Annotated in this window: 13 protein-coding genes; 5 read left to right on the forward strand and 8 right to left on the reverse strand. The window is 44.9% G+C overall.

Annotated features, from left to right (window positions below):
• Nucleotides 1-25: 25 nt before the first annotated feature.
• Nucleotides 26-493, reverse strand: a complete 468-nt coding sequence (locus BO18_RS21410; protein WP_034449566.1) for a GNAT family N-acetyltransferase — start codon at nt 491-493, stop codon at nt 26-28.
• Between the two features lie 50 nt (nt 494-543).
• Nucleotides 544-735 (reverse strand): hypothetical protein, encoded by a 192-nt coding sequence (locus BO18_RS21415; RefSeq protein WP_034449568.1) that lies wholly within the window; start codon nt 733-735, stop codon nt 544-546.
• A gap of 141 nt (nt 736-876) precedes the next feature.
• Here BO18_RS21415 and BO18_RS21420 point away from each other — a divergent pair, with 141 nt between their 5' ends.
• The 5 genes from BO18_RS21420 (at nt 877) to BO18_RS21440 (ending at nt 8,290) form a co-directional block, all read left to right on the forward strand.
• Nucleotides 877-2,010, forward strand: coding sequence for an IS110 family transposase (locus tag BO18_RS21420; protein WP_034447655.1), 1,134 nt, complete (start codon nt 877-879; stop codon nt 2,008-2,010).
• Nucleotides 2,011-2,675: 665 nt separating this feature from the next.
• The gene (locus BO18_RS21425) at nt 2,676-3,038 is read left to right on the forward strand and encodes a hypothetical protein (protein ID WP_034449569.1); all 363 of its coding nucleotides are present in this window, start codon (nt 2,676-2,678) and stop codon (nt 3,036-3,038) included.
• Between the two features lie 222 nt (nt 3,039-3,260).
• On the forward strand, nt 3,261-3,818 hold the full coding sequence (locus tag BO18_RS21430) for a TetR/AcrR family transcriptional regulator C-terminal domain-containing protein (protein WP_034449570.1): 558 nt from the start codon (nt 3,261-3,263) through the stop codon (nt 3,816-3,818).
• Nucleotides 3,819-3,954: 136 nt separating this feature from the next.
• A complete protein-coding gene (locus BO18_RS21435) occupies nt 3,955-6,048 on the forward strand; it encodes an efflux RND transporter permease subunit (RefSeq protein WP_034449571.1) in 2,094 nt (697 codons plus the stop codon).
• A gap of 1 nt (nt 6,049) precedes the next feature.
• Nucleotides 6,050-8,290: a hypothetical protein gene (locus tag BO18_RS21440; protein WP_051689032.1), complete on the forward strand. Its 2,241-nt coding sequence runs from the start codon at nt 6,050-6,052 to the stop codon at nt 8,288-8,290.
• A gap of 249 nt (nt 8,291-8,539) precedes the next feature.
• On the opposite strand, the gene BO18_RS21445 is transcribed toward BO18_RS21440, so the two are convergent.
• From BO18_RS21445 to atpF, 6 genes are read right to left on the reverse strand one after another with little or no spacing between them, the layout of a single operon-like run.
• Complete coding sequence (locus BO18_RS21445) at nt 8,540-8,800, reverse strand: FoF1 ATP synthase subunit delta/epsilon (RefSeq protein ID WP_034449573.1); 261 nt, start codon at nt 8,798-8,800, stop codon at nt 8,540-8,542.
• Nucleotides 8,800-10,200: a F0F1 ATP synthase subunit beta gene (atpD, locus tag BO18_RS21450; protein ID WP_034449575.1), complete on the reverse strand. Its 1,401-nt coding sequence runs from the start codon at nt 10,198-10,200 to the stop codon at nt 8,800-8,802. Before atpD ends, BO18_RS21445 begins: the two co-directional genes overlap by 1 nt.
• Before the next feature lie 10 nt (nt 10,201-10,210).
• Nucleotides 10,211-11,092, reverse strand: a complete 882-nt coding sequence (atpG, locus tag BO18_RS21455) for an ATP synthase F1 subunit gamma (RefSeq protein WP_034449577.1) — start codon at nt 11,090-11,092, stop codon at nt 10,211-10,213.
• Between the two features lie 3 nt (nt 11,093-11,095).
• The gene (gene atpA / locus BO18_RS21460) at nt 11,096-12,592 is read right to left on the reverse strand and encodes a F0F1 ATP synthase subunit alpha (protein WP_034449578.1); all 1,497 of its coding nucleotides are present in this window, start codon (nt 12,590-12,592) and stop codon (nt 11,096-11,098) included.
• Nucleotides 12,593-13,120 carry an ATP synthase F1 subunit delta gene (atpH, locus tag BO18_RS21465; RefSeq protein ID WP_034449580.1) on the reverse strand — a complete coding sequence of 176 codons (528 nt, stop codon included), beginning with the start codon at nt 13,118-13,120 and terminating at the stop codon, nt 12,593-12,595.
• Nucleotides 13,117-13,620 (reverse strand): F0F1 ATP synthase subunit B, encoded by a 504-nt coding sequence (gene atpF, locus BO18_RS21470; RefSeq protein WP_028507846.1) that lies wholly within the window; start codon nt 13,618-13,620, stop codon nt 13,117-13,119. The genes atpH and atpF overlap by 4 nt, the downstream gene beginning before the upstream one ends.
• Nucleotides 13,621-13,628: the final 8 nt, after the last annotated feature.

Genomic DNA, 13,628 nt, shown 5'->3' on the forward strand with positions numbered 1-13,628 from the left:
TATAACTGATGATTTTTATAGACTATCAGCATTCCTGATCGGGTTCACTTTTTCTTTTCCGGTAAAAGACGAATCCATCCTCAGTTTTTATGATACGATAACCTAATCTTTTGTAAAAAGCATTTGTCCGCTCATTCCAACATGGAGTATCCAGATTAAACTCAGCAGCACATGGATATTCCTTTTCTATGCATTCCATCAAAAGAATTCCGTAACCTTTTCTATGATAGATGCTGTCAATAAATATCCTGCCAATGTATACGCTGTTATTTGTTTCATCCTGGAATAAAATGGCTGCCCCTACCAGATCTTTTCCTATCATTGCCTGATACAAATGCCCTTCCCGGGCCATTTGTTTATGCCATTCCACTGAATCAAATTCAGGCGGACAGTCTCCTTTTACTCCGCCAACATTTACATCTGTTTCAAAAGCTCTGACAGACATATCTACGATTTTTTCTATCTGATTTTCCTCTGCTTTGACAATATGCATCCCACTTCTCCCAACTGTCTTGTACGAGATTTTTATTCCCTGCCACGTCCCTAATATGGTTTTTGATCCAACACACGTTTGAGCGTCACCCAGCCCAGATATTCCGGATGATCTCCGGTCAGAGCTGTTAACTTTTCGATTGCCAAATAGTCCTCGATAAACGCAAGACACCAACCTGCATATTCTGTGCTGCCAAGTTTGCTTTCAGCCCAACGAATCATATTCTCTGTCAGTTTCTTCACCGGAAAACCTCAAGTCTCTACAGATCCCGATTTGTCTTAGATAATATGAAATGACCTCACATTTGTAGCATCGTGGATTTACCTATATGCTTAAAGTTGATGCTAAAGCTATGGGATTTACCACATACAAAGGAGGTCACTATGAACAGAATACTAAAGATAGGAATGGATGTCCACAGCACAAATTACACCTTATGCGCAATGGAACCTGTATTCGGAGCTGACGATAGGATCTATGCCAAAATTCAGGTCGCACCGGATTATAAGAACATATTGATGTTTATAGAGAAAGTGAAACAGAAACTTGATCCTTACGATACCTATGACATTGAATGCGGATACGAAGCGGGATGCTTGGGATATACCTTGTACAATCAGCTTACTTCCGCAGGTGTCAAATGCGTAATCTTGGCCCCTACTACGATGCTTACCCAACAAGGAAAGAGGACTAAAACAGATAAACGAGATGCATTAATGATTGCACAATGCCTATCGTATGGCGGATACCATCCTGTGTATATTCCTACAGAAGATGACGATTCCGTGAAGGAATACCTGCGAATGCGTGATGACCATAAACTTGCCCTGAAAAAAATCAAGCAACAGATAAACGCATTCTGTCTTCGTCACGGATACTACTATCCTCAAGGTAAATGGACTCAGATGCATTTGGACTGGCTATCAGCAATAAAACTGCCACCTTTATATCAGGAAACTCTTGATGAGTATATGGCCACATATTTTGAATTGACTGACAAGATAGAAAAATACGACACTCGCATCGAGGAAATAGCTGCACAGGAAAAGTATGCGGATAAGGTAAAGAAACTCGGTTGTTTTATTGGTGTTAAAACACATGTCGCATTATCTCTGATAGTTGAGACTGGAGATTTCAAAAGATTTGCAAAGGGTAATGCTTATGCAGCATATCTTGGTCTGGCACCAGGTGAACATTCAAGCTCCGATAAGATAAATCGACTTGGGATCACCAAGGCAGGGAACAGTAATCTGCGAAGGCTTCTTGTAGAAGCTGCTTGGGGAATATGTAAAGGTAATATCGGGTACAAATCAAAGGACTTGAAAAAACGCCAACAAGGAAACAGTGTTCAAGTTATATCGTACGCAGATAGGGCAAACAACCGAATGCGCAGTAAGTACTATAGGTTGATACGGCATGGAAAGAAGAAAAATGTCGCGATAGCAGCCATAGCAAGAGAACTTGCCTGTTTTGTTTGGGGAATGATGACAGATAACATTGAAGAAAGGGTAGCTTAATGAGAAACATAGCTGACGATATTTGGAAGGAGCCAAAAACACATGACGGTTGAGCCAGTTGCGGACGAACTATGTGCGCACCTGATCAGGTGATCCACGATCTTAGATAGCAAGGCTCTCGACGAAACCATTAGCCTGTCGGTAACCAATCCACGAATAACAGAGTGGCTACTTGTCGGAGACTGTTATATTGGCTCTTTCCAAATGTTGTTAGATGAAAGGTATTGATATGAAGAAAAAATACTACTTGACGAAGGTCATTTCATAACAGTTTATTATCCTGCTGTTTTTCTAAGGGATCGCTCCCTCAGACATGATAATTATATCATCCGGGTAAAGTTGTTGAGCCCGCTTAAAATAGCCATTGCGAGCCCAGTTAATTTTGCCAGTTTAAGTTCAATAAAATAAACCAATCAGGCAAGGAATCAGTCCTTATACTCATTTTTAATCGTCCAACTTCAATAGTCGCATAAAAGAAAAACAGACCGGAATCAACCGGTCTGTTTGCCATACTTAAATCTGCTATCTGTTTATTTGTAAACTGGCTATTGATTTTTGTTAGCAGGTTTTTATGCCTTTCGAAGATTAAAAAAGATAAATTATTACTTCCCGGAAATCTCTTCAACGAACTTCTTTATCTTTTCACCGTTTTGTGGATAATCCTGATGCTTTCAAACAGAGAAAAATACGAGTATCTTCCGTTTCCGTCCACTGACCGCTGGGGCGCCGTTATGCTGAACAGCCATCCTCTTTCAAAGAAAAAGAGCATCAAAGCTAAAGACCTGATCGGCCAGCCGCTCTTTTGCTCTGAACAAAGCTGGAATCTCGAGATACGTGAATGGGCAGGTGATCTGTATTCCAAACTCCGCCTTGAAGGCTCTTTCCGCCTTTCTTATAATGCATCGAAGTTCGCCAAGTCGGTTGGAATTGTAGTAATAGATTTCAAAACCGGAGGCTTTCAGTTGTTGGGCAACCGCATTCTCATATATGCCGCCGGCGTTAAGGCTGCTGTCAAAAACACAATGTAATAATAAGCATTTTTGTCAAAAATACAAATTGCTTTCGACGTGTTTTGTCAAAAGCACAAAGCTGATTTGTACCTGTCAATAAAAGTGACACCAAAAATATTTCTTTAATTCTTTTTCTGCCGGTAGACACCGGTGATATATTTTGTCCTGATTCATTTCTGAAAGTAGACACATAAGACTTTTTTTCTGTATTATAATTAATAAAAAACAGAGGTGCTCATCATGGCAGTCAGAACAAAACAATATATTTGTGATGCTTTCATGACTTTATTGGAGAACGAACCGGTCAGCAAGATCACCGTTCAGAACATAGTTGATCAATGTAATATCAACCGTAATACTTTTTACTACCATTTTGAAGATATTCCGGCTCTTATAGAATACATCGTGGAACAGAAAGCGGATGAACTGATCGCCAGGTACCCTTCTGTTGATTCAATCAATTCAGCCATGCTCGCTATCATGGAATTCGCTGAACAGAACAGAAAGATAATATGGCATGTCTGCAGTTCGGCAGACAGAGCACTCTTTGAGCTGCATCTCTGGCGCATATGCGAATATGTTATCTCAGAATACGGAAAAGCACTCTTCAAAGCTGACGATATATCAGAAGAAGACCGCATGATAATCCTTCACGCTTATGAAGATGAATGCTTCGGCAAAGTTATGGGATGGATCAACCGCGGCATGAAGACCAATGAACGTGACAGACTCATCAGATTTCTGGAACTCCGTTCGGGTGTTGCCGAGATGATGCTCGACAGAGCCAAAAACACCTGACCGGTTTTCGAACAAAAAACGCAAAATGTCTGATTTTTGTATACTCACGGTCTAATGACCATTCATTCCGTATGAAATAAATACGATACTTCCAATCGATAAAGGGCTAATGCCCGCAAGAAAGGAAGTAACGTGAATGAAAACGGGAAAGATTATCGTTAAGTACCGTGTCCCGGTACTGATCCTGACATTACTGTTAATGATTCCCGCCGTACTCGGTATGGTAAACACGCGTATCAACTATGATATGCTCAACTACCTTCCGGAAGACATGGAAACAGTTAAGGGCCAGAACGAACTCTTATCCAATTTTGGTAAAGGCGCATTCTCTATGATCATATTGGAGGACATGGCTCCTGAAGATGTCAGCCGGTTAAAGGCTGAGATCGAACAGGTCGATCATGTTGATTCTGTTGTCTGGTACGATTCTTTTGCAGACATGTCAGTTCCTATGGAAATGCTGCCGGACAGACTCTATAACGCTTTTAACACAGACAATTCAACTATGATGGCTGTCTTCTTTGACACATCGACGTCTGATGATCTTACCATGGATGCCATACGTGAGATCCGCGGCATCTGCGGAAAACAGTGTTTTGTGGCAGGCATGTCAGCCCTTGTCACAGATCTTAAGGATCTGTGCGAGAAAGAAGAGCCGATATATGTCGGCATTGCAGTAGTTCTCGCTCTTGCAGCAATGATCTTATTGCTGGATAACTGGCTGATACCTCTCATATTCCTGGCATCCATAGGAATGATGATACTTTTAAACCTCGGAAGCAATTACTTTTTCGGTGAGGTAAGTTACATCACAAAAGCGCTGTCTGCCGTACTGCAGCTTGCAGTAACAATGGATTACTCGGTATTCCTCTGGCACAGCTACAATGAACAGTTAACCCTGAACCAAGACCACAAAGCAGCAATGGCTCAGGCTATCAATGAGACATTGACTTCCGTATTGGGAAGTTCGGTTACGACCGTTGCGGGATTTGTGGCGCTATGCTTCATGACTTTCACGATGGGACGCGATCTCGGCATCGTCATGGCCAAGGGTGTCATATTAGGAGTCATCGGATGCGTTACGGTCCTCCCTGCTCTGATACTGATGCTGGATAAACCGTTAAGCAAAGTATCACACCGTTCCCTTATTCCAGACACACGAAAGTTTGCCGGACACCTGATCAAGGTGTTCCCTGTATTTCTCATTGTTTTCGCGCTTCTTATCCCGCCTGCATTCTACGGTTACAAAAAGACGGAGAATGAAGTTTACTATGACATGGGCGAATGCCTTCCCAAAGACATGGAATATGTTATCGCGAATTCCAAACTCCGTGACGAGTATGATATCGCTTCAACACACATGATCCTGGTCGACTCTTCTCTGGATGAAGGAACCAAGAGAGAGATGATCCGTGAGATGGAAAAAGTTAACGGTGTCAAAACAATACTCGGATTCGAGAGCCTGTTAGGTTCTGACGTTCCTTCAGACATTATTCCGGACTCCTTAAAGAGTGTCCTCGAGAACGATAAATGGGAACTGTTCCTTATCAACTCCGAATATAAAGTAGCCGGAGATCAGGTAAACAATCAGATAGATAATCTGAACATGATATTAAAGCATTACGATCCCACCGGAATGCTTATAGGTGAAGCACCCTGCATGAAGGATATGATCGAGACTACCGATAAGGACTTCAGAGTCGTCAACATAATATCCATCGTCGCCATCTTCATCATCATCGCATTCGCAGAAAAGAGCATAAGCCTTCCGATGATACTTATATCCGTCATCGAATTCGCGATATTCATCAACTTAGGTCTTCCCCACTATCTTGGTCAGAGCCTGCCGTTCATCGCGCCGATATGCATAAGCACCATCCAGTTGGGAGCGACCGTTGACTATGCGATCCTCATGACGACACGTTATAAGAACGAGAGGATCAGAGGGCAGGATAAAAAGACAGCAGTACACACCGCGCTCTATACTTCGATCCCGTCGATTCTGGTATCCGGTTCAGGACTTTTCGCAGCGACATTCGGAGTAGCAGTTTACTCTGAAATAGACATAATCAGCAGCATGTGCATGCTGATGGCAAGAGGTGCCGTTATCTCCGTCCTCGCGGTAATACTGATACTCCCTCCGCTGCTCTATGTCTTTGACAGAGTCATATGCGCGACAACGTTGGGAATGAATAAAAAAGTAAAAGTTAAACATCAGGAGGCATATTAATATGAAAAACAATATTGATAAGAAAAAAGCATTGTCATTATTACTTGTAATGACCATGTCGGCAAACATCGCCGGATGCGCATTCACCACGGATGATGTCAAAGATGCTGATCCGATAGCCAAATACGGCACAAGTACGATCGCATATTCAGGCGACTTCGGAAAACCCGTTAATACCAGCGAGACATTCTATGTGATCTCCGATGCTGAAGGAAACATTAAAGAGCTCAGCGGATGCGAAGAATCCGATATCCCCGTCAGCGTAAAGATCAGTTATTACCTTAACGGCAATCGGATAAAGCCTGAAGATCTTGCAGGCAAGAGCGGAAAGGTTACCATCCGTTTTGATTATGACAACCATGTCAAAACAAATATCAGCATCAACGGTAAGACCGAAGAGATCACAGTTCCCGTCACCATGATGTCTGGAATGGTTCTCGATAAGGAAAAATTCTCCAATGTCACCGTAAACTCAGGCAAGGTTACTGATGACGGCAGCAGATTCTTTGTAGTAGGCCTTGCCGTCCCGGGATTTAAGGATGCGATAGATCCTGACAGTTCAAACGATAACATCAAAGAAATAGAAGACAAACTCACGGATTATGTGGAGATCACCGCTGATGTGGAAGATTTTGCACTCGATATGACAATGTCTGTCGCAATGCCGGATCTTCTCTCGGAATTCGACATTACAGATGATGTTGATATAGATACGGAAAAACTGAGCGGATCAGCAGATAAGCTCTCAGATGGAATGAAACAGCTCCTCGACGGCTCCGATGCTCTCTGCGGCGGCCTTGACACACTTTACGACGGATGCGGCAAACTGTCAGACGGAACTGATAAACTCGCGGACGGTGCACTGGAATTAAAGAACGGCACCGTTGAACTTGATAAAGGCGCAAACGATCTAAGCGCAGGCGCTGACTCATTAAGTTCAGGTCTTAATGAATTATCTTCATACAGTGATGATATCGTCGGCGGCGCAGTACAGGTTTTCAATGCACTGCTCGACACAGCAACCAAGCAGATCCGTGATGCGGGTCTTGATTGTCCTGACCTCACCATCGATAACTATCAGGAAGAATTAAACTCATTGATTTCTTCCCTTGATGACAACGCCGTATATACACAGGCTTTATCCGAAGTCACGGCTGCAGTCGAAGCAAAAAGAGCCGAGATTCATGCGTTGGTAGAAAGTGCCGTTAAAGATAATATCACCTCAAGAGTAACCGAAGCAGTTAGAGCCGAAGTTGAATCACAGGTCGAAAATGCTGTCTGGGAGCAGGCAGAGCCGGCAGTAACAGATCAGGTTACATCAGCTGTCAGATCACAGGTCACACTGCAGGTAACATCTGCAGTAAAAGATCAGGTCAGATCTCAGGTATTGGCTGCAGAAGGTCTGGACGAAGACACTTTCGATGCTCTGGATGACAGCACGAAAACTGAGATAAACAATGCAATAGAGCAGCAGATGGCCACAGAGGAGATATGTTCACTTATTGATGCCAAAGTAAATGAACAGATGGAATCAGACGAGATCAAAGCAATGATCAGCGAACAGGTGGAACTGCAGAAAGACAGTGAACAGATACGTCAGGCAGTATCAGAACAGACTGATATCCAGATGTCCGGCGATGCCGTTCAGGCATTGATCGCGGAAAAAGTTGATGAGCAGATGTCCGGTGACGAGATCAAGGCACTGATAGATAAGAACACCGATGAGCAGATCGACAAAGCCATCAGCGAGGCCATGGCAAGTGATACCGTACAGTCCAAGTTAACAGCAGCATCTGAAGGCGCCCAGAGTCTTATCTCTCTTAAGGCATCTTTGGACAGTTACAATACTTTCTATATCGGTCTTAAGAGCTATACCGACGGAGTTGACCAGTGTGCTCAGGGTGCTTCTGCCCTTAAGAGCGGTGCCGTACAGTTGGCAGACGGTGCGGACAGATTGAGCAGCGGAGCAACGGAACTCTACAATGGTATCGTTACTCTTCAGGACAGCATTCCCGAATTCACTAAAGGGATCCTCCTTCTCCGCGATGGTGCAGGAAAACTTGATTCAGGCCTTAACCGTTTCAATAACGAGGGCATATCAGAAATCTGCAGTATCCTTGATGAGGATAACATCGAACAGTTAAACAGGGCGAAAGCAGTGTTTGAATCTGCAAAGGCTTACTCTGCTGCCCATTCCGGAGAGAAATTTATCTACAAGAGCGGTTCGGTCGGCGAAGTCTGACATAACCGTTAACATAAACCAACAAGGGCTGTCTCAAAACAAAAGAGATAGCCCCTATCTTATTGCAAAAGAAAACGGGTCCCGAAGGGCCCGTTTATTGTTAGAATAATTGTGTGAAAAACCTTCTAACATTACAGTCTGACTATATCAAAATCTGTTTGCCATGCTTAAATCTGCTATCTGTTTATTTGTAAACTGGCTATTGATTTTTGTTAGCAGGTTTCTTTTCAGGATTTTATTAAAATCAGCTCAAGCTTTCCATGTCTCGGTAATAAGCGTTACATTATCACGGGTAACATTGAGCATACCTGCTCCGATCTCCGCTTCAGTATCATCTGATGCATCATCGTAGACTATGGTGCACTTGCCTTCACGGACAGCTGTTACAAAAGGTATGTGTCCTGCAAATATGGCAAGATCACCTTCACTGCCGCGGAGATAAAGACCTGATACCTGTTTGTCGATAACAGCGCCCTTCGGCGTTATGACTTTGAGTTCAAATGTTTTCATTACTTCTTACCGCTTTTTGCAGCTTTTTCCACAGCCTCATCGATCGTTCCGACGAAGAGGAATGCCGATTCGGGAAGATCATCGTGCTTACCCTCTATGATCTCGCGGAAACCGCGGATGGTCTCAGACAGCGGCACATATGTGCCTTCGATACCGGTAAACTTCTCGGATACATGGAAAGGCTGTGATAAGAATCTCTGTATCTTACGCGCACGTTCTACCAGCACCTTATCTTCATCTGACAACTCATCAAGACCCATGATCGCGATGATATCCATGAGTTCCGTATAACGCTGGATAATACGCTGAACTTCCTTTGCAGTCTCATAGTGATCCCTGCCAAGGACCTCAGGTGACAGGATGCGGCTCGTGGATTCCAAAGGATCAACGGCAGGATAGATACCCTGTGAAGCGATGCTTCTGGACAATACCGTAGTGGCATCAAGATGTGCGAATGTCGTTGCCGGCGCAGGGTCGGTCAGGTCATCCGCAGGAACATATACAGCCTGGACAGATGTGATGGATCCGTTTACGGTCGAGGTGATCCTCTCCTGCAGAGCACCCATCTCATTAGCGAGTGTTGGCTGATATCCTACAGCTGAAGGCATTCTTCCGAGAAGTGCTGACACCTCCGAACCTGCCTGCGTGAATCTGAAGATATTGTCGATAAACAGGAGCACATCCTGGCCCTCGTTATCTCTGAAGTATTCAGCCATTGTAAGGCCTGACAGAGCAACACGCATTCGTGCTCCCGGCGGTTCATTCATCTGACCATATACCAGGGCGGTCTTATCAAGAACTCCTGACTGCTTCATCTCATTGAACAGATCATTTCCTTCACGTGTACGCTCGCCTACACCGGTGAAAACGGAAAGGCCGCCGTGCTCTTTGGCGATATTGTTGATAAGTTCCATGATAAGCACGGTCTTACCTACTCCCGCACCTCCGAACAGACCGATCTTACCGCCTTTGGAATAAGGGCACAAAAGGTCGATAACCTTGATTCCGGTCTCGAGGATCTCTTTATTTGATGAGAGATTAGCATATTCGGGCGCAGGTCTGTGAATGTCCCAACGGGGAGCATTTGCCGGTGCCGGCTTTAAGTCAGTAGGCTCACCCAGGACATTGAATATTCTTCCCAGTGTCTCACGTCCAACAGGAACGCTTATAGGCTTACCTGTATCGATTGCTTCGGAGTCTCTCTTAAGACCGTCAGTAGAAGACATTGCGATGCATCTTGCCGTACTGTCTCCTATATGTTGGGCGACCTCGACCACGAGACGTCTCTCGCCTATCATGATCTCGAGAGCATTGTTGATCGGAGGCAGACGCCCTTCAGCGAACCTTACGTCCACGACAGGGCCCATTACCTGCGCGACCATTCCTTTATTACTGTCCATTACGAACCTCCTACTTTCCCGCACCGGCTACGATCTCAGTGATCTCCTGAGTAATCGTACCCTGACGGGCTCTGTTATATTCAAGCGTCAGATCATCGATCATCTGCTGTGCATTCTTCTTAGCGCTGTCCATCGCCATTCTTCTCGCAGCGACCTCACACGCAAAACTCTCTTTTACGAGTGCATATAATTTGGCTGCAAAATACTTCAAAACGATATTCCCGAACAGTTCCTCAGGTGACGGCTCGAAAACACCCGTATCAACACATCTTTCCGTTCCTCTCTCCATCGGAAGGATCCAGAAAACGTCCGGTTCCTGGCTGATTATCGACACATATCTGTTATATACGATACCGACACGGTCGATCTTTCCCGCAAGGAAATCCTCGCAGCAGAGCTTTGCTTCAGCCTCGGCTTCCTCATATGTATAGTATTCAGAAGACTGATATAAAGGCTCCTCATCATCGTTCAGTTCCTCTTCAGTCTCAGGACGGTATCTCGCAAAGGCCCTCTTTCCGACAGGATGGATGTCAACATATTCCATATCCCTTACAGTCCTGAAAATATTGGCGTTATATCCGCCGCAAAGTCCTCTGTCACCGGCTATTATGATAAGTCTTGTAAAACTCTTTGCAGAGACAGAACCATCTTCAGTATCTTCTTCCGGCTTGGGACGGTTAATGCCGAAATAAGGACTCTTACTGCATTCAGGACATGAAGCAAGTCTCTTCGTAACATCAGATATGGCAGCTGAATATTCACGGCCGGCAGCCATGGCATCATATGCGCGTTTTATCTTTGATGAAGCAACAAGACCCATTGCACCCGTAAGATGCAATGTGGAATCAAAACTCTTGATCCTGGTCCTTAAAGACTTTATATCCTTGCCCATGTCTTATTTCCTGTTCATCCTGTTAAGGACGCCCTTAAGCTCCTCTTCATCTTCTTCAGTCCAGGATCCCTGGCTGATCCTTACCATCCAGGCTTTATGCTCGTGATCGAGTTTCTCATACAGACGTTCCTGATAATCCTTGATATCATCAAGTGCAACATCGTTGAGATAACCGTTGATTACCGCATAGATGATTCCAACCTGGCCTCCGACAGGAACCGGTGCATTACGGTCCTGCTTTAACACTTCCACGATACGTTCGCCAAGATGAAGTCTTGCGCGTGTATCAGCATCAAGATCCGAACCGAACTGCGCGAAAGCCTGAAGTTCGCGGTACTGCGAGTACAAAAGCTTTAACTCGCCGGAAACCTTCTTCATAGCCTTGACCTGCGCAGATCCTCCGACTCTGGATACTGAGATACCCGGATTTATCGCAGGAATAATGCCGCTGTGGAACATCTCTGTCTCAAGGAAGATCTGTCCGTCAGTGATGGAGATAACATTTGTCGGGATATAGGCGGATACGTCACCTGCCTGTGTCTCGACAATAGGGAGCGCGGTAATGGAACCGCCGCCGAATTCCGGTGAAACACATGCCGCACGCTCAAGAAGTCTTGAATGCAGATAGAATACATCGCCCGGATAAGCTTCTCTTCCCGGAGGTCTCCTGATAAGAAGTGACAGAGCTCTGTATGCGACAGCGTGCTTTGACAGGTCATCGTAAATGATGAGAACGTCTTTGCCCTGCTCTCTGAAATACTCAGCCATGGCACAACCCGAATAAGGAGCTATGTACTGGACCGGTGCACTCTCAGCGGCAGTTGCAGACACAACGATCGTATATGCCATTGCGCCTTCTCTTACGAGATCAGCGACCAGGGATACGACTGATGTAGCTTTCTGGCCAATGGCAACGTATATACAGATGACATTCTTGTCTTTCTGATTGATTATCGTATCGATTGCGATCTCGGTCTTACCTGTCTGACGGTCACCGATGATGAGCTCTCGCTGGCCGCGTCCGATCGGGATCATGGAGTCAATGGCTTTGATACCGGTCTGCAGAGGTGTTGATACGCTCTGTCTCTCGATAATGCCGGGAGCCTCAGCCTCAACAGGTCTTCTGGCTTCACCGAAGATAGGACCTTTGCCGTCAATAGGCTCACCCAGAGGATTTACTACTCTTCCTAAGAAACTCTCGCCTACAGGGATCGAGAGAACCGTTCCTGTACGCTTAACCTTTGTTCCTTCCCTGATATCGTACTTATCGGAAAGTATCGCAACCGAGACAGTGTCATTCTCAAGATTCTGGGCTAGTCCGACTGAACCGTCTTCGAATTCCAGAAGTTCTGTTGACATGCAGTTGCGGAGTCCGTATACGGAGGCAATGCCGTCACCGACCAATACAACAGTTCCGACTTCACCCATATCGACACGGGTCTTGTAATTGCGGATCTGCTCTTTAATGATATTGCTTATTTCTTCAGGTTTTCCTGTCATTTACGATATCACTTCCTTTATGTTCTTAAGGTTCCTGACAACGCTTCCGTCAAAGAACTTTCCGTCACAGGTTACGGTAATTCCGCCGATGATCGATTCATCGACCTTATATATGGGCGAGATGACTTTGCCGGTAACCTTTCTTAAGCGTGTCACGATCTTTCTCTTTTCCTCATCAGTCAGTTTGACCGCACTGGTAATAACGGCAAAACTGATCTTCTTATAGTCTTCATACATCCCTTCGAATTCTTTCGCAGCAGTGAAGAATTCGTTCATATGGTTATTTGTGACCATTACCGCAAGGAATGAATACAGAAGGTCTTCGACATTATCCTCGAAAGCTTCGGATAATGAATCGAGCCTCTCTTCCTTGGGGATTCCCGGATTCATCAGGAAAGAGATGTAATCCGGCTCCTTTTTAAGGAGCTTTCTGATTTCTGTAAGATCTTCTCTTACAGCATCCAGTGAACCGTCCTCATAGGCGGCTTCGAATAATGCGATCGCATATTCTCTTCCTACATTAGTCACTGCTCTTCACCTATCTTATCAATGGCTTTATCTATCAGGTCACGATGGTCATCCATGTTGATCTCGCGTCCGATGATCTGCTCGGAAAGGGTCTGAGATACGTCAACGATCTCTTTCTTGATCGTTTCTCTTGCATCTTTCCTCTCACGTTCGATATCGGCCTTTGCCTTACGGATGATCTGATCAGCTTTCTCACGGGACTCATAGAGCATGACCTCGTTACGGCTGTCCGCACGTTCGACTGCATCACTTATGATCTTATCGGCCTCAGCTTCCGCTGTTGCCATCTTACCTTCCCATTCAGCCTTTATCGCATCAGCCTCAGCCTGCGTCTTCTCAGCCTTTTTATACTCAGACTCGATTTCTTTCTGCCTCTTATCAACGATCTTCTTTACAGGCTTGAAAAGAAGCTTTTTGAGTATAAGGAAGAGTATTACGAGATTGGCGAGCGAGATGACTATATGCCAGATATTTACTGAAATAATATCCAGATCCTGCATGTGTCAGA

Source organism: Butyrivibrio sp. AE2032 (genome assembly GCF_000702965.1).

What these genes read in the sequence shown, in the direction of transcription:
- atpF (WP_028507846.1), bottom strand. Translation starts at nt 13,620, where the DNA reads ATGCAGGATCTGGATATTATTTCAGTAAATATCTGGCATATAGTCATC.
- BO18_RS21435 (WP_034449571.1), top strand. Translation starts at nt 3,955, where the DNA reads ATGAAAACGGGAAAGATTATCGTTAAGTACCGTGTCCCGGTACTGATC.
- BO18_RS21410 (WP_034449566.1), bottom strand. Translation starts at nt 493, where the DNA reads ATGCATATTGTCAAAGCAGAGGAAAATCAGATAGAAAAAATCGTAGAT.
- BO18_RS21425 (WP_034449569.1), top strand. Translation starts at nt 2,676, where the DNA reads ATGCTTTCAAACAGAGAAAAATACGAGTATCTTCCGTTTCCGTCCACT.
- atpA (WP_034449578.1), bottom strand. Translation starts at nt 12,592, where the DNA reads ATGACAGGAAAACCTGAAGAAATAAGCAATATCATTAAAGAGCAGATC.
- BO18_RS21440 (WP_051689032.1), top strand. Translation starts at nt 6,050, where the DNA reads ATGAAAAACAATATTGATAAGAAAAAAGCATTGTCATTATTACTTGTA.
- BO18_RS21420 (WP_034447655.1), top strand. Translation starts at nt 877, where the DNA reads ATGAACAGAATACTAAAGATAGGAATGGATGTCCACAGCACAAATTAC.
- BO18_RS21445 (WP_034449573.1), bottom strand. Translation starts at nt 8,800, where the DNA reads ATGAAAACATTTGAACTCAAAGTCATAACGCCGAAGGGCGCTGTTATC.
- atpD (WP_034449575.1), bottom strand. Translation starts at nt 10,200, where the DNA reads ATGGACAGTAATAAAGGAATGGTCGCGCAGGTAATGGGCCCTGTCGTG.
- atpG (WP_034449577.1), bottom strand. Translation starts at nt 11,092, where the DNA reads ATGGGCAAGGATATAAAGTCTTTAAGGACCAGGATCAAGAGTTTTGAT.
- BO18_RS21430 (WP_034449570.1), top strand. Translation starts at nt 3,261, where the DNA reads ATGGCAGTCAGAACAAAACAATATATTTGTGATGCTTTCATGACTTTA.